Source organism: Pseudomonas sp. SDO52101_S400 (assembly GCF_054071635.1).
The window spans coordinates 1-14,927 of the sequence record NZ_JBSVWF010000093.1 but is presented as its reverse complement, the minus strand read 5'-3'; the positions used below and the strand labels follow the sequence as shown (position 1 = coordinate 14,927).

The window sequence follows — 14,927 nt, the reverse complement described above, 5'->3', positions numbered from 1 at the left end:
ACCATGTCTCCGAACATGTGTCCACCATGTCTCCGGTACATACACCGGGAGAGGGCTAGGGTGAGGGCAGCAATCCCCCCAGACACGCCACAAATCCCGCAAATCTGCGACAATCGCGTCCTTGCGCCACTAGACGACCGAATTGCGTACCCGATGACCGACGAATCGCCCTCCATCGACAAACTGCTGAAAAACCTCGATCACGCCATGCTCGCCGACCGCCACCGGCTGCGGCGGCAGTTGCTTGAGCTGCGCAAGAAACCCGATGAGGCCAAGCTGGCCCAATGGGTGGCGCGCATGCAGGCGTCCTGCGATCAGGTATTGGCGCGCAAGGCCAGCCTGCCGGTGATCCGTTACGACGACAGCCTGCCGATTGCGGCCAAGCGTGACGAAATCAAGAAAGCCCTGGAAAAGCACCAGGTGCTGATCATCGCCGGCGAAACCGGTTCGGGCAAAACCACCCAGCTTCCGAAGATCTGTCTGGAGATCGGTCGCGGCCAGCATGGCCTGATCGGCCATACCCAGCCTCGCCGAATCGCAGCACGCAGCGTGGCCAGCCGGGTCGCCGAAGAGCTCGGTACGCCGCTGGGCGCGCTGGTCGGTTATCAAGTGCGCTTCGAAGACCAGAGCGATTCCAACACCCTGATCAAACTGATGACCGACGGCATCCTGCTGGCGGAAACCCAGAACGACCGCTATCTCGAACGCTACGACACGATCATCGTCGACGAAGCCCACGAACGCAGCCTCAATATCGACTTCCTGCTCGGTTACCTGAAAACCCTGCTGCCGCGTCGCCCGGACCTGAAAGTCATCATCACTTCGGCGACCATCGATCTGGAGCGGTTTTCCAAGCATTTTGACGATGCGCCGATTGTCGAAGTGTCCGGCCGCACCTTCCCGGTTGAAACCTGGTATCGCCCGCTGACGCTTGAGCAGGACGAAGAGGGCAACCGCGTCGAGGACGACCTGACCGTCGATCAGGCGATCCTCGCCACCCTCGATGAAATCGCCGCGTACGAACGTAGCGAACGTCGCAGCCCTGGCGACGTTCTGGTTTTCCTGCCCGGCGAGCGCGAGATTCGCGACGCCGCCGACATGCTGCGTAAAGCCCAGCTCAAGCACACCGAAATCCTGCCGCTTTACGCGCGTTTGTCGCCGGCCGAGCAGCAGCGGATCTTCCAGTCCCATCCGGGCCGTCGTGTGGTGCTGGCGACCAACGTTGCCGAAACCTCGCTGACCGTGCCGGGCATCCGTTACGTGATCGACAGCGGCACCGCGCGCATCAGCCGCTACAGCTACCGCGCCAAGGTGCAGCGGCTGCCGATCGAAGCGATTTCCCAGGCCAGCGCCAATCAGCGTAAAGGTCGCTGCGGCCGGGTCGAGCCGGGTATTTGTGTGCGCTTGTACAGCGAGGAGGATTTCCTCGGTCGACCGGAATTTACCGATCCGGAGATTCTGCGTACCAACCTTGCGGCGGTGATCCTGCAGATGCTGCATCTGCGCCTCGGCGAGATCACCGATTTCCCGTTCATCGAACCGCCGGACGGCAAGGCGATCAGCGACGGTTTCAACCTGCTGCAAGAGCTGTCGGCGGTGGACCGCAACAGTCAGCTGACCCCGCTCGGTCGCCAGTTGGCGCGCCTGCCGGTGGACCCGCGCATGGGGCGTATGCTGCTCGAAGCCGCCAAGCTCGGCAGCCTGCAGGAAGTGCTGATCGTCGCCAGTGCCATGTCGATTCAGGACCCGCGCGAGCGCCCGCCGGAGCGTCAACAAGCCGCCGATCAGGCTCACGCTCAGTGGAAGGACGTCGATTCGGACTTCGCCGGGCTGGTCAATCTGTGGCGCGGTTTTGAAGAGCAACGTCAGGCGCTGACCGCCAGCCCGCTGCGCAACTGGTGCCGCAAGAACTTCCTGAACTACCTGCGCTTGCGCGAGTGGCGTGATTCCCATCGCCAGTTGAGCCTGATCTGCCGCGACTTGCAGCTGAGCCTCAATAAAGAGCCGGCGGACTATCCGAAACTGCACAAAGCGGTGCTGGTTGGCCTGCTCAGTCAGATCGGTCAGAAAACCGAGGACGGCGATTACCTTGGTGCCCGTCAGCGGCGGTTCTGGATTCACCCGTCATCGGGCATCGGCAAGAAGCGCCCGCAGTGGGTGATGACCGCCGAACTGGTGGAAACCACCAAGCTCTATGCGCGGATGGTGGCGAAGATCGACGCCGACTGGATCGAACCGCTGGCCGGGCATCTGATCAAGAAGAACCACTTCGAACCGCACTGGGAGAAGAAGCGTGGCCAGGTCGTCGCGTTCGAACAGATCACCCTGTTCGGCCTGATTGTGGTCGGTCGTCGACCGGTGCATTACGGCCCGGTGGATCCGGTGGTCTCGCGGGAGCTGTTTATCCGCGAAGGCCTGGTGCGTGGCGAAATTCAGTCCCGGGCCAAGTGCCTGACCGCCAACAAGCAATTGCTGGAACAACTCGACGAACTGGAAGCCAAGGCTCGTCGCCGGGATATTCTGGCCGACGAGGAAACCCTGTTCGCCTTCTACGATGCGCGACTGCCGGCGGAGATTCACCAGACTGCGACATTCGACAGCTGGTATCGGGTCAACAGCCAGAAAGATCCGCAACTGCTGATCATGCGCGAGGAAGACGTGCTGGCCCGCGAGGCCAGCGAAGTCACCGCCCAGCATTACCCGGACACGCTGCACATCGGCGATCTGGAACTTTCGCTGAGTTACCACTTCGAGCCGAATCATCCGCGTGACGGCGTGACCCTGCGCGTGCCGGCACCGCTGTTGCCGATGCTGCCGCCGGAGCGCCTGGAATGGCTGGTGCCGGGGCTGATCGAGGCCAAGTGCATTGCGCTGGTGCGCAACCTCCCCAAGGCCTTGCGCAAGAACTTCGTGCCGGTGCCGGACTTCATCAAGGCTGCGCTGCAACGCATGACCTTTGCCGATGGTTCGTTGCCGCAGGCGCTGGGCCGCGAACTGCTGCGCATGACCGGTGCGCGGGTCAGCGATGAAGCCTGGGCGGAAGCCGAGCAGCAGGTCGAAAGCCATCTGCGGATGAATCTGGAAATCGTCGACGGCCAGGGCAAGTTCCTCGGCGAAGGCCGGGATCTGGCCGAGCTGACCGCACGTTTCGCTGAAGCCAGCCAGGCCGCATTGGCTGTGCCGCAAAGCGCGAAAAGTCAGCAACCGGTGGAGGCCAAGGTCTTCGCGCCGGTGGCGGAAAAGACTCAGCAGAAGATCGCCGGGTTGTCGATGACGGTCTACCCGGCGCTGGTGGAAGAGGGCGGCACGGTCAAGGAAGGTCGCTTCTCGACGCCGGCCGAGGCCGAGTTCCAGCATCGCCGCGCCTTGCAGCGACTGTTGATGCAGCAGTTGGCGGAACCGGCCAAGTTCCTGCGCGGCAAGTTGCCGGGCCTGACCGAACTGGGCCTGTTGTACCGCGAACTGGGTCGGGTCGATGCGTTGGTGGAAGACATTCTGCTGGCCAGCCTCGACAGCTGCATTCTCGACGGCGAAGACCCGTTGCCTCGTGATGGCGCAGGTCTGGCCGCACTGGCCGAGCGCAAGCGCGGCAGCTGGACCGAGCATGCGGAGCGTGTGGCGCGTCTGACCCTGGAAATCCTCAAGCTCTGGCACGGTCTGCAAAAGCGCTTCAAGGGCAAGATCGACCTGGCTCAGGCGGTGGCGCTTAACGACATCAAGCAGCAGCTCAGCCATCTGGTATATCCGGGCTTCGTCCGGGAAACACCGATGCTGTGGCTCAAGGAGTTGCCGCGCTATCTGAAAGCCGTCGAGCAACGTTTCGAAAAACTGGGCGCGCAGGTGCAGAAGGATCGGGTCTGGAGCGGAGAACTCGCCGGGCTCTGGACGCAATACCAGACTCGCGCGGCCAAACATGCTCAGGAAGGCAAGCGCGATCCGCAGCTCGAGCTGTATCGCTGGTGGCTGGAAGAGTATCGGGTTTCGCTGTTCGCCCAGCAGTTGGGGACGAAAGTGCCGATCTCCGACAAGCGCCTCAATAAGCAATGGACTCAGGTCGAACCCTGATTCAGAAATTGCTTCGATCCTTTGTGGGAGCGAGCCTGCTCGCGAAAGGAGTGTGTCCGTCGCCGGCAGTATTGGCTGACACGACGCCTTCGCGAGCAGGCTCGCTCCCACATGGTGCAGGTGTTGATCTTGAGAAGGGGGTCAAAACCTCGGGTTTATGGCAAACTTCGCCACCATAAACGCCGGTTTCGCGACCCAGAGCCTTTGCCGGGTCGCGCAGCGGAATAAAGCGATGCCAGGTTTTTGCGTTCCCTGTATGGGAAAAGACCCTTTGCGTGTTGGCACGTCGGTGCCAGCACTTTCTGCCTGAACAGATTAGAGAAACGACCATGCATAACGTCGTCATCAGCGGCACCGGCCTGTACACCCCGGCCAACAGCATCTCCAACGAAGAGCTGGTGCAGTCTTTCAATACCTACGTCGCGCAATTCAACGCCGACAATGCTGACGCCATCGCCAGCGGTGAAGTCCAGGCCCTGACCGAATCCAGCGCCGCGTTTATCGAAAAAGCCTCGGGCATCAAGAGCCGCTTCGTCATGGACAAGGACGGCATCCTCGACCCTGCGCGCATGGCACCACGTCTGCCAGAGCGCTCCAACGACGAATGGTCGGTGCTCTGCCAGATGGCCATCGGTGCCGCCGAGCAAGCCTTGCAGCGTGCCGGCAAGACTGCCGCCGACATTGACGGTGTGATCGTTGCCTGCTCCAACCTGCAACGCGCCTACCCGGCCATCGCCATCGAAGTCCAGGAAGCGCTGGGCATCCAGGGTTTCGGTTTCGACATGAACGTTGCCTGCTCGTCGGCGACCTTCGGCATCCAGCAAGCCGCCAACACCGTGCAACTGGGCCAGGCCCGGGCGATCCTGATGGTCAACCCGGAAGTCTGCACCGGTCACCTGAACTTCCGCGACCGCGACAGCCACTTCATCTTCGGTGACGCCGCTACCGCCGTCGTCATCGAGCGTGCCGATACGGCAACGTCGAAGCACCAGTTCGACGTAGTCAGCACCAAACTGCTGACCAAGTTCTCCAACAACATCCGCAACAACTTCGGCTTCCTCAACCGCGCAGCGGAAGAGGGCATCGGTGCCCGCGACAAACTGTTCGTGCAGGAAGGCCGCAAGGTGTTCAAGGACGTGTGCCCGATGGTGGCTGAGCTGATCGGCGAACATCTGGAGGAGAACAAGCTCAACGTCGGTGACGTGAAACGCTTCTGGCTGCACCAGGCCAACCTGAGCATGAACCACCTGATCGTGCGCAAGCTGCTGGGGCGCGAAGCCACCGAAGAAGAAGCTCCGGTGATTCTCGACACCTACGCCAACACCAGCTCCGCCGGTTCCGTGATCGCTTTCCACAAGTATCAGGATGATCTGGCGGCGGGTTCGCTGGCGGTGCTGAGTTCGTTCGGTGCCGGTTACTCGATTGGTAGTGTGATTCTGCGCAAGCGTTGAAATTAAGGTTAATTTCCTCTTAATCGCGCTGATCTTTCCTACAGTCTGATCAGCGGTAACGCTGTAATTTTCGAAGATAACGGCAGGATGGTGCGTTGAGCGCCATCCTGCCGTTATCATTTTCGAGTCAGGACAAGGGGATTGAGGGATGGCGGCTGACGACACCCAACTGCTCGCACGTTTGCTGGCCGGCGAGCAAAAGGCTTTCAAGGAACTGGTCAGCACCTACCAGAGCGCCATGCGCGCGGTGGCCTATGCGATTGTCGGCCAGCGCCACGTTGAAGAAGTGGTGCAGGACGCCTGGCTGTCGGTGGTGCGCCATATCGGCAGCTTCGAGGGGCGCTCCAGTCTCAAGACCTGGCTGCTGACCATCACCGCCAACTCGGCCAAAGGTCGTTACAAACAGAACCGTCGCGAAGTGCTGATGGATGATTTGCCGTCGCCCCACGGCACCATCGACGACGATCGTTTTTCTCCCGGCGACGGTCACTGGCTGGTGGCACCGTTCGCCTGGCATCAGGACACCCCTGAAGCGCTGCTCACAGAGAATGAGCTGCGCGAATGCCTGGAGCACACGCTGCTCAGCCTGTCAGAACTGCAAAGCAGTGTGCTGTTGCTGCGCGAGCGTCAGGGCCTGGAGCTGGAAGAGATCTGTAATCTTCTGGAGATCTCGCTCTCCAATGTCCGTGTGCTGCTGCATCGGGCACGCTTGAAGGTCTTCGCGACCGTGGAACATTTTGAGGAGACCGGCGAATGTTGACCTGCAAGGAGCAAGTGGCACGATCCAGCGATTATCTCGATGGCCAGTTGAGCTTTCGCGAGAAACTGATGGTGCGTCATCACCTGATGTTCTGCCCCAATTGTCGGCGTTTCATTCGTCAGATGCGTCTGATGCAGGCGACATTGCGGGTGATGCCGGAGAAACCGGAAGGGGATCTGGATGCGTTGGCAGAGCGGCTGGCGGCGGAGCGTCGCAAAGACAATCCCTGAGGCAAAAAACAGCCCGGCACAACAGCGGCGAACGGATGATGGGGATCGCTGCTGTTGTGCCGGGCTGTAGGAGAAAATCAGCTTCAGGCTACAAATGAGGCATTCACTGGTTGCCTGAAGCTTGTCACTGCGATGTTAGAACTTGGCTTCGGCATCCAGTTGCAGGGTGTTGATGTCGGAGTCAGTCTTCTTGAGGCTGGCGTTGGTGTAGTCCGAGTTAGCCATGAAGTAGGTGGCGCCCAGAGTGAAGTTCTTGTCCAGCTCGTAGCTCACTTTCAGCTTGCTGCCGCGCGAACCGGTGTAACCGTTGGCGAAGTCGGAGTCGGTGAAGGCACCCACCACAGCGTTACGCTGTACGTCGCGGTAGTTGTAGTCGATCCCGAAGCCATAGACCTTGGTCTTGACGCCGGCCAACCAGCCGGTGTCCTGGTCGTTGCTGGCGTCGTTGTTGTTGACGTACTGACCGTAGATCGACAGCGGTACTGGCAGGTTGGCGATGTCCAGCTGACCAAAGCCTTCATACAGTTTGAAGGTTTCGTTCGGGCTGTTGCCGTTGACGGCCAGGGCGCATGGCGCGGTGACGGTGCCAGTGGTCGGGCAGGCGCTGTCCTTGTCGTTGTCGTAGGAATAGATACTGCCGCCCAGGGTCAGTTTCAGGCTGTCGGTCAGTGCAAAGCGACCGCCCAGCTGACCGGCGTACAGACGCAGGTCGTGCTTGAACTGCACGCCTTCACCGTCGACGTTGTCTTTCAGGGTGTAGTGACCGGCGCTACCGAACAGTTCGGCGCTGCCGTTCAGCGGGTACTTGTAGGTGACGGCCAGACCTTCCGGGTTGATGTCGCTGTCCCAGATGATGTCGCCCATGCTCACCCAAGGCTGGTTCATTTTACCGGCGATCAGGTGCAGGTTCTTGATGGCGTCAGGGTGGTAGTCGACGTAACCCTGGTCGAGCCAGATCTGCTTCTTGTCGAAGTAGTTGTTCAGGTCCTGGTTGGTGGAGCGGGCGTCGTCGCTGCTGCCGGTGGCGATACGGATACCGGTATCAACCTGCGGGTTGATTTCGGTGTAGGCACCCAGACGGGCACGAATGCGTTGACGATCCTGGTCCTTGGCGTTCGGTACGCCATCGTTCTTGACGGTCTCCTGACGGAAACGCACGTCGCCCTTGAACTGGGTCTTGGCAGCCCAGGCCAGTTTCTGGTCGAAGCTGCTCAGCTCGTTGGTTTTCTTCGCGGTTGCCGCGATCTGCTCGTTGGTCTCTTGCTGGGCCTGCTGCGCGATTTGCTGGGCCTTCTGATCCTGGGCCAGTTCGGTTTGCAGTTCTACGTACTGCGCCTGGGTGATGGAACCGTTAGCCTTGAGCATTTCGAGCAGTTTGGCGTCGACTGCGGCACTGGCCGGAACACTCATGGCCAGCAACAGGCCACCGCACAGGGCTGCCGCAGTTTTCGTGGAAGCAAGACGCATAGCAATCTCCGAAGATGAGAGGGATGGCTGAACCATCCTGGGCACAACCGACGATTTGAACGTCGGAAAACTGTGTCCGGGTAGAACCCGGCGCTCTAAAAACAGGCGCCAGTATCGCGATGGTTTATGACAGAGCAGTGGCACGGTGATGGCAGGTTGATGACGATACAAAACTTCCTTGAACTATTGATTTAGAGCGCTGTCGCGCAATCGGACGTGGGCAAGATCACGGCGATCGGCGATACTCGCGAGGCTTTCAGGCCCGGATGTGGAGAGGAAAATGCCGTTGCAGCGCCTGCAAAAACTGTCGGAAATCGAACCGGCGCTCTGGGATGCACTGGTGCCGGACAACCAGCCGTTTCTGCGCCATGCCTTCCTCGGCGCGCTGGAAGACAGCGGCAGTGTCGGCCCGCACACCGGCTGGCAGCCGGAGCATTTGCTGCATGTCGAAGACGGTCGTCTGATCGCGGCATTGCCCGGTTATCGCAAGTGGCATTCCTACGGCGAATACGTCTTCGATCACGGCTGGGCCGATGCCTGCGCCCGTGCCGGCATCGATTACTACCCCAAGTTCCTGGGCGCCGTGCCCTTCAGCCCGGTCAGCGGTCCGCGGCTGCTGGCGGCGAACGTCGAGGACGGATTCGAACTGCTCAAGAGCCTGCCGGGGTATCTGCAAATCGAAGAGCTCTCCAGCGCCCACATCAACTTCACCGATGCATTCACCGACGCTGCCATGGCCGAGCAACCGGGCTGGCTGCAACGCATCGGCTGTCAATATCACTGGCAGAATCGCGGCTATCGCGACTTCCAGGACTTTCTCGACGTGCTCAGTTCGCGCAAACGCAAACAAATGCGCAAGGAACGCGAGCAAGTGGCGGGGCAGGGTTTCGAATTTGAATGGTTGGAAGGGCGAGAGCTGGACGAAGCGCAGTGGGATTTTGTCTACGCCTGCTACGCCAACACTTATGCGGTGCGCCGTCAGGCTCCATATCTGACCCGGGAGTTTTTCAGCCTGTTGGCCGAGCGCATGCCGGAATCGATTCGTGTCGTGCTGGCCAGGCAAGGTTCAAGGCCGGTGGCGATGGCGTTCAGTCTGGTGGGCGGTGACAGCTTCTACGGTCGTTACTGGGGTTGTCTGGCCGAGTTCGATCGGCTGCACTTTGAAACCTGTTTCTATCAGGGCATGGACTACGCGATTGCCCAGGGTTTCCAGCGTTTCGACGCCGGCGCCCAGGGCGAACACAAGTTGATTCGCGGCTTTGAACCGGTAATCACCCATTCCTGGCATTACCTGCGCCATCCCGGCCTGAAAGCCGCCGTGAAGGATTTCCTCCAGCAGGAGCGCGCCGGTGTACTGGCTTATGCCGAGGAGGCGAGGAGCGCCTTGCCGTATCGGCAAGCCTGATCCTCGCCGGTACTCTCAGCTGTCTTCCTTACCCAGCCAGCGATAGAGCACGCCACCGACCACTGCGCCCAACAGCGGCGCGACCCAGAACATCCACAACTGCGCGATCGCCCAGCCACCGACCATGAGCGCCGGGCCCGTGCTGCGGGCCGGGTTGACCGAGGTGTTGGTCACCGGAATCGAGATCAGGTGGATCAGCGTCAGGCCCAGGCCGATGGCAATCGGTGCCAGTCCCGCCGGGGCCCGCTTGTCGGTGGCGCCGAGGATGATCACCACAAACATGGCTGTCATCACCAGTTCGGTGACGAATCCGGCGGCCATCGAATATTTGCCCGGCGAGTGCTCGCCATAGCCGTTGGAAGCAAGGCCGGCGGCGATGTCGAAACCCTCCTTGCCGCTGGCGATGTGATACAGCAGCGCCGCTGCCAGAATCCCGCCGAGCACTTGGGCAATGATGTAGGCGGGCAGCTCTTTGGCCGGGAATCGACCACCGACGACCAGACCGACCGATACGGCCGGGTTGAGGTGACATCCGCTGATGTGGCCGATGGCAAACGCCATGGTCAGCACCGTCAGACCAAACGCCAGGGCGACCCCCAGCACGCCGATTCCCAAGGGTGAAGACGCGGCGATCACCGCGCTGCCACACCCGCCCAACACCAACCAGAACGTACCCAGCAACTCCGTGACTGAACGTTTGAACAGAGACATGAGAGTGTCCTTGATAGACGCGCTATCGAGACTGCATCGAGTTGTGCTTCCTTGCAGAATTACGACAGGTTCATCTCCAGAACCTTCGCTGATTACAGCAGGGTTTAAGCGGTTTTCCAGCAGGCGATAAAAAACCGCCAGAGCCCGTGCTTGGCGGGTTCTGGCGGTTTTTGTGTTTCGCGAAAGATCAATCGATGCCGACAAACCCTCCGGTCTGGTGCGCCCACAGCCGCGCATACAACCCGCCATGGGCCAGCAGTTCGGCATGGTTGCCGCTTTCGGCGATCTTGCCGTTTTCCAGTACCACCAGCCGATCCATACGGGCAATGGTCGAGAGGCGGTGGGCAATGGCGATCACGGTCTTGCCCTGCATCAGGGTTTCCAGGCTTTCCTGGATCGCCGCTTCGACCTCAGAGTCCAGTGCCGACGTGGCTTCGTCCATGATCAGGATCGGCGCGTCCTTGAGCAGCACCCGGGCAATCGCGATTCGCTGGCGTTGGCCGCCGGACAGTTTCACCCCGCGCTCGCCGACATGCGCGTCAAATCCGGTACGTCCTTCGGCATCCGACAGCAGCGGAATGAACTCATCGGCACGGGCCTTGCGCACCGCTTCCCAGAGTTCGGCGTCGGTGGCGTCAGGCTTGCCGTACAGCAAGTTGTCGCGGATCGAACGGTGCAGCAGCGAGGTGTCCTGGGTGATCATGCCGATCCGCGCGCGCAGGCTTTCCTGGCCGACTTCGGCGATGTTCTGGCCATCGATCAGGATCCGCCCGCCCTCCACGTCGTACAGGCGCAGCAGCAGGTTGACCAGGGTCGATTTGCCGGCGCCGGACGGGCCGATCAGACCGATTTTTTCCCCCGGTTTGATGGTCAGGTTGAGGTCGCCGATGATGCCTTTCTTCTTGCCGTAGTGAAAATCCACGTGCTCGAAACGCACTTCGCCCCGGGCGACGGCCAGCGGCTTGGCCTGTTCCTGATCGGTCACGCTGACCGGTTGCGAGATGGTCTGCAGACCGTCCTGCACCATGCCGATGTTTTCGAATATCCCGGTGACCACCCACATGATCCAGCCGGACATGTTGACGATGCGAATCACCAGGCCGGTCGCCAGAGCGATGGCGCCGACGCTGATCAGAGATTGTGTCCAGAGCCAAAGTGCCAGCCCTGTAGTGCCGACGATCAGCAGACCGTTCATGGTGGTGATGGCCACGTCCATGCTGGTGACCACGCGGCCGGCCAGCTGGGCTTTTTCGGTCTGCTCCTGAATCGCTTCGCGGGCGTAGTGCTGTTCGAAATTGGTGTGGGCGAACAGTTTCAGGGTGGCGATGTTGGTGTAGCCGTCGACGATGCGCCCCATCAGTTTCGAGCGCGCGTCGGAAGCGGCGACGGAGCGGTCCTTGACCCGTGGCACGAAGTAATAGAGGGCGCCGATGTAGGCGGCGATCCACGTCAACAGCGGGATCATCAGACGCCAGTCGGCCTCGGCGAACAGCACCAGGGAACTGATCGCGTAGATCAGCACATGCCACAACGCATCCACCGCCTGCACCGCGGAATCACGCAGCGAGTTGCCGGTCTGCATGATGCGCTGGGCGATGCGCCCGGCGAAGTCGTTCTGGAAAAAATTCAGGCTCTGCTTGAGCACGTAGCTGTGGTTTTGCCAGCGAATCATGCTGGTCATGCTTGGGCTCAGGGTCTGGTGCACCAGCATGTCGTGCAGCGCGAGGAACAGAGGGCGCAACAGCAATGCCACCACCGCCATCCACGCCAGTTCGGCGCCGTGCACCTTGAAGAAGTCGACGTTGGGCGTGCCCTGAGCGAGGTCGATGATACGGCTCAGGTAACTGAACAGCGCCACTTCGATCAGTGCACCGAACAGGCCGACGATCAGCAGGGCGGCGAAACTTGGCCAGACCTGCTTCAGGTAATAGGTGTAGAAGGGCAGAACACGGTCCGGCGGGGATGCCGTCGGGGCATCGCGGAATATGTCGATCAGTTGTTCGAAACGGCGATAGAGCATCAGATAACCGCCCGGAGCACGGGCTCTCCTTTTATCAGTGTGAGCGGCGAGGCACTAAACCATCGCCGCTCGATATGCCCTGTAAAGCTTAGTCGATACGCTTGGCCGACTTGATGATCACAGGGTCGACAGGCACGTTCTGCATGCCTTGTTTGGTGGTGGTCTGGGAGTTGACGATGATGTCGACCACGTCCATGCCTTTGACCACTTTGGCGAACACCGCGTAACCGGCGTCGCGGCCCGGATCGAGGAATGCGTTGTCGGCAACGTTGATGAAGAACTGGCTGGTGGCCGAGTTCGGATCGGAAGTACGGGCCATCGACAGGGTGCCACGAACGTTATGCAGGCCGTTGCTGGCCTCGTTCTTGATCGGTGCCTTGGTTTCTTTCTGCTGCATCTGCTGGGTGAAGCCGCCGCCCTGGGCCATGAAGCCCGGGATCACGCGGTGGAAAATGGTGTTGGTGTAGAAACCGCTGTCGACGTACTCGAGGAAGTTCTTGGTACTGATCGGCGCCTTGACCGGGTCCAGTTCGATTTCGATGGTGCCGTTGGTGGTCACCAGTTCGACGTGTGGCGCCTTGGCCGGCGTGGCAGCCATCAGGTTGGCGGCGAACAGCACGGTGCCGGCGGCGAGGGCGAGTTTTTTCAGCATGGTTCAGTGATCCTGAGGGTGAATATCGGCTGTGGCGAGAAACTCCAGCAGCGTTTGATTGAAGCGTTCGGGTTGATCGAGCGGGGTGGCGTGGCGCGAATCGGCGATCACCACCAGCCGCGCATCGGGCAGCAGTCTGACATAGGTTTCTTTCAGCGCGACGGGGGTGTAGTCCCGGTCGGCGCTGACGACGAGGGTTGGACAGGAGATCCTCGAAAGTCGTTCCTGGACCCCCCAGCCAACAATCGCATCGAAGCTGGCGAGATAAGCACGTTTGTCGTTTTTTGCCCAGCGCTCGGCCATCTTCTGTCGCAAATTCGCCTGCTCCGGTTTGGGGAACAGTTTGGCGCCAAGGGCTTTGCCGATGGTGGCCAGGCTGAGCAGTCGCATCAGGCTCCAGCGCTTGAACCACTGCCAGTAATCGTCGCGGCTACGCACCTTGACCTCGGGTGCGCTGTTGACGATGGTCAGGCTCTTGAGCATCTGCGGCTGATCGACGGCGAACTGGAAGCCGATCATGCCGCCCATGGACAGGCCGGCGTAATGCACCGGGCCGAGTTTCAGGTGTTCGATCAGGGCGACGATGTCGGCACTGAACCCGGCAATGCTGTAGCGCTCGCGGGGCTTGTCGGAGCGACCATGGCCACGCACGTCCGGGACAATCACCCGGTATTGCGCGGCCAGTGCCGGAATCTGCATTTCCCAGTCCAGCGTGCTGGAACCCAGTCCGTGAACCAGCAGCAACGGATCGCCGTGGCCATATTCCTCGTAGTGCAGGTTGCAGCCTTCATGCTCGAAATACGCCATCGGTGAACTCCGTGTCAGGCTTGTTCGGGGGCGGCGAACGGTGCGTCCAGCGGCAAGGTATCAAAGGTACGCAGCAGTTCGACGAGGATCTGCGAGGCCGGGCCCAGCGGTTTGTCCTTGTTCGAATACAGATAGAAACTCGGATTGCGGCTGCCGCCCTGATCCAACGGTAGCAGCTTGAGCAGGCCTTCCTTCAATTCCCGTTCGATCATGTGCCGTGGCAGCCAGGCAAAGCCCAGGCCACTGGAAACGAAATTGGCAGCAGTGGCGAGGCTGCCGACGGTCCAGCGCTGTTCGGCACCGAGCCAGCCGACGTCCCGGGGTTGCTGGCGGCCGGAGTCGCGGATCACCACTTGCATCTGGGTTTCCAGGTCCTGGAAATTCAGCTCGCGGTTCAGCCGGTGCAGCGCGTGTTCGGGGTGGGCGACGGCGACGAATTCCACGTCGCTCAACTCCGCGCCGAGGTAACCGGGAATGCTCAGGCCAGTGATCGCGAGGTCAGCCACGCCTTCGAGCAACACTTCCTCGACACCCGACAGCACTTCTTCACGCAGACGCACGCGGCAGCCACGGCTCTGCGGCATGAACGCGGTCAGTGCGCGAACGAGGCGGGCGCTCGGGTAGGCGGCGTCGACCACCAGCCGCACTTCAGCTTCCCAGCCTTGCTCCATGTGATGGGCGAGGTCTTCCAGTTGGCTGGCCTGTTTCACCAGTTGTCGCGAACGCCGCAGCAGCACGCCGCCGGCTTCGGTCAGCACTGCCTTGCGGCCGTCGATGCGCAGCAACGGCACACCGAGCTGGTCCTGCATGCGGGCGACGGTGTAGCTCACCGACGATTGCGAACGGTGCAACGCTTCGGCGGCCTGGGCGAATCCGCCGTGGTCGACCACCGCCTGCAACGTTCGCCATTGATCAAGGGTCACGCGGGGCGCTTTCATCAATAGCTCCTCTTGTCCTAAGCTGGCTGTCCCTCATGGAGACTGCCGAATGAAAAAATTCTGTTGTGTGGTGCTGGCGCTGCTGCCGCTGACCGCGTTTGCGTATCCGATCGATGTGCAGAAGAATCTCAATGGCTTGAAGATCGACTACGAGTCCTACGACACCGATAAAGACATCGGCTCCATCCGGGTCGCCAACTACGGCGAGGTCGACGCCGTGTGCAAAGTCGTGTTCAGCAATGGCCCGGAGGCGCCGCGCACCCGTAATATCGAAGTCCCGGCAGGCAAACATACAAATGCCACCGCCAAGTTCTCCCGCGAGATCATCAAGCTGCGCGTCGAGTTGAGCTGCAACCCGAAATAACACCAATCCCTGTGGGAGCGAGCCTGCTCGCGAAGGCGTAGTGTCAGTCGACACAGT

General features: G+C 60.8%; 12 protein-coding genes. 6 read left to right on the top strand and 6 right to left on the bottom strand.

Annotated features, from left to right (window positions below; genetic code table 11):
- Positions 1-153: 153 nt before the first annotated feature.
- The 4 genes from hrpA (at position 154) to ACW9HX_RS27770 (ending at position 6,506) form a co-directional block, all read left to right on the top strand.
- Positions 154-4,065, top strand: coding sequence for an ATP-dependent RNA helicase HrpA (gene hrpA / locus ACW9HX_RS27785; RefSeq protein ID WP_457383039.1), 3,912 nt, complete (start codon positions 154-156; stop codon positions 4,063-4,065).
- A 329-nt stretch (positions 4,066-4,394) separates the two neighbouring features.
- Positions 4,395-5,516, top strand: coding sequence for a beta-ketoacyl-ACP synthase III (locus ACW9HX_RS27780; RefSeq protein ID WP_085730044.1), 1,122 nt, complete (start codon positions 4,395-4,397; stop codon positions 5,514-5,516).
- Positions 5,517-5,664: 148 nt separating this feature from the next.
- Positions 5,665-6,276 carry an RNA polymerase sigma factor gene (locus ACW9HX_RS27775; protein ID WP_457383038.1) on the top strand — a complete coding sequence of 204 codons (612 nt, stop codon included), beginning with the start codon at positions 5,665-5,667 and terminating at the stop codon, positions 6,274-6,276.
- Complete coding sequence (locus ACW9HX_RS27770) at positions 6,270-6,506, top strand: anti-sigma factor family protein (RefSeq protein ID WP_457383037.1); 237 nt, start codon at positions 6,270-6,272, stop codon at positions 6,504-6,506. Before ACW9HX_RS27775 ends, ACW9HX_RS27770 begins: the two co-directional genes overlap by 7 nt.
- A gap of 135 nt (positions 6,507-6,641) precedes the next feature.
- Here the strand turns inward: ACW9HX_RS27770 and ACW9HX_RS27765 are convergent, their stop codons facing one another.
- On the bottom strand, positions 6,642-7,973 hold the full coding sequence (locus ACW9HX_RS27765) for a putative porin (protein WP_457383036.1): 1,332 nt from the start codon (positions 7,971-7,973) through the stop codon (positions 6,642-6,644).
- 280 nt (positions 7,974-8,253) lie between these two features.
- Between ACW9HX_RS27765 and ACW9HX_RS27760 the strand changes: the two genes are divergently transcribed.
- Positions 8,254-9,378, top strand: coding sequence for a GNAT family N-acetyltransferase (locus ACW9HX_RS27760; RefSeq protein ID WP_457383035.1), 1,125 nt, complete (start codon positions 8,254-8,256; stop codon positions 9,376-9,378).
- A gap of 15 nt (positions 9,379-9,393) precedes the next feature.
- Here ACW9HX_RS27760 and aqpZ read toward each other — a convergent pair whose 3' ends face one another.
- The 5 genes from aqpZ to ACW9HX_RS27735 all read right to left on the bottom strand — a co-directional run bounded on the left by aqpZ (position 9,394) and on the right by ACW9HX_RS27735 (position 14,506).
- Positions 9,394-10,089 (bottom strand): aquaporin Z, encoded by a 696-nt coding sequence (gene aqpZ, locus ACW9HX_RS27755; protein ID WP_457383034.1) that lies wholly within the window; start codon positions 10,087-10,089, stop codon positions 9,394-9,396.
- Positions 10,090-10,276: 187 nt separating this feature from the next.
- Positions 10,277-12,109, bottom strand: a complete 1,833-nt coding sequence (locus ACW9HX_RS27750) for an ABC transporter ATP-binding protein (protein ID WP_457383033.1) — start codon at positions 12,107-12,109, stop codon at positions 10,277-10,279.
- Positions 12,110-12,197: 88 nt separating this feature from the next.
- Complete coding sequence (locus ACW9HX_RS27745; protein WP_134825820.1) at positions 12,198-12,761, bottom strand: peptidylprolyl isomerase; 564 nt, start codon at positions 12,759-12,761, stop codon at positions 12,198-12,200.
- 3 nt (positions 12,762-12,764) lie between these two features.
- Positions 12,765-13,568, bottom strand: a complete 804-nt coding sequence (locus ACW9HX_RS27740) for an alpha/beta fold hydrolase (RefSeq protein WP_457383032.1) — start codon at positions 13,566-13,568, stop codon at positions 12,765-12,767.
- Between the two features lie 14 nt (positions 13,569-13,582).
- The gene (locus ACW9HX_RS27735) at positions 13,583-14,506 is read right to left on the bottom strand and encodes a LysR family transcriptional regulator (protein WP_007956543.1); all 924 of its coding nucleotides are present in this window, start codon (positions 14,504-14,506) and stop codon (positions 13,583-13,585) included.
- A 49-nt stretch (positions 14,507-14,555) separates the two neighbouring features.
- On the opposite strand from ACW9HX_RS27735, the gene ACW9HX_RS27730 reads away from it, so the two are divergent.
- Entirely contained in the window at positions 14,556-14,870 is a 315-nt protein-coding gene (locus ACW9HX_RS27730; protein WP_457383031.1) for a 3-phosphoglycerate kinase, read from the top strand.
- Positions 14,871-14,927: the final 57 nt, after the last annotated feature.

Bases quoted from the DNA above. Each gene is read 5' to 3' on its own strand.
- ACW9HX_RS27735 (WP_007956543.1), bottom strand. From the start codon at position 14,506: ATGAAAGCGCCCCGCGTGACCCTTGATCAATGGCGAACGTTGCAGGCG.
- ACW9HX_RS27775 (WP_457383038.1), top strand. From the start codon at position 5,665: ATGGCGGCTGACGACACCCAACTGCTCGCACGTTTGCTGGCCGGCGAG.
- aqpZ (WP_457383034.1), bottom strand. From the start codon at position 10,089: ATGTCTCTGTTCAAACGTTCAGTCACGGAGTTGCTGGGTACGTTCTGG.
- ACW9HX_RS27780 (WP_085730044.1), top strand. From the start codon at position 4,395: ATGCATAACGTCGTCATCAGCGGCACCGGCCTGTACACCCCGGCCAAC.
- ACW9HX_RS27770 (WP_457383037.1), top strand. From the start codon at position 6,270: ATGTTGACCTGCAAGGAGCAAGTGGCACGATCCAGCGATTATCTCGAT.
- ACW9HX_RS27750 (WP_457383033.1), bottom strand. From the start codon at position 12,109: ATGCTCTATCGCCGTTTCGAACAACTGATCGACATATTCCGCGATGCC.
- ACW9HX_RS27740 (WP_457383032.1), bottom strand. From the start codon at position 13,568: ATGGCGTATTTCGAGCATGAAGGCTGCAACCTGCACTACGAGGAATAT.
- ACW9HX_RS27765 (WP_457383036.1), bottom strand. From the start codon at position 7,973: ATGCGTCTTGCTTCCACGAAAACTGCGGCAGCCCTGTGCGGTGGCCTG.
- ACW9HX_RS27730 (WP_457383031.1), top strand. From the start codon at position 14,556: ATGAAAAAATTCTGTTGTGTGGTGCTGGCGCTGCTGCCGCTGACCGCG.
- ACW9HX_RS27760 (WP_457383035.1), top strand. From the start codon at position 8,254: ATGCCGTTGCAGCGCCTGCAAAAACTGTCGGAAATCGAACCGGCGCTC.
- hrpA (WP_457383039.1), top strand. From the start codon at position 154: ATGACCGACGAATCGCCCTCCATCGACAAACTGCTGAAAAACCTCGAT.
- ACW9HX_RS27745 (WP_134825820.1), bottom strand. From the start codon at position 12,761: ATGCTGAAAAAACTCGCCCTCGCCGCCGGCACCGTGCTGTTCGCCGCC.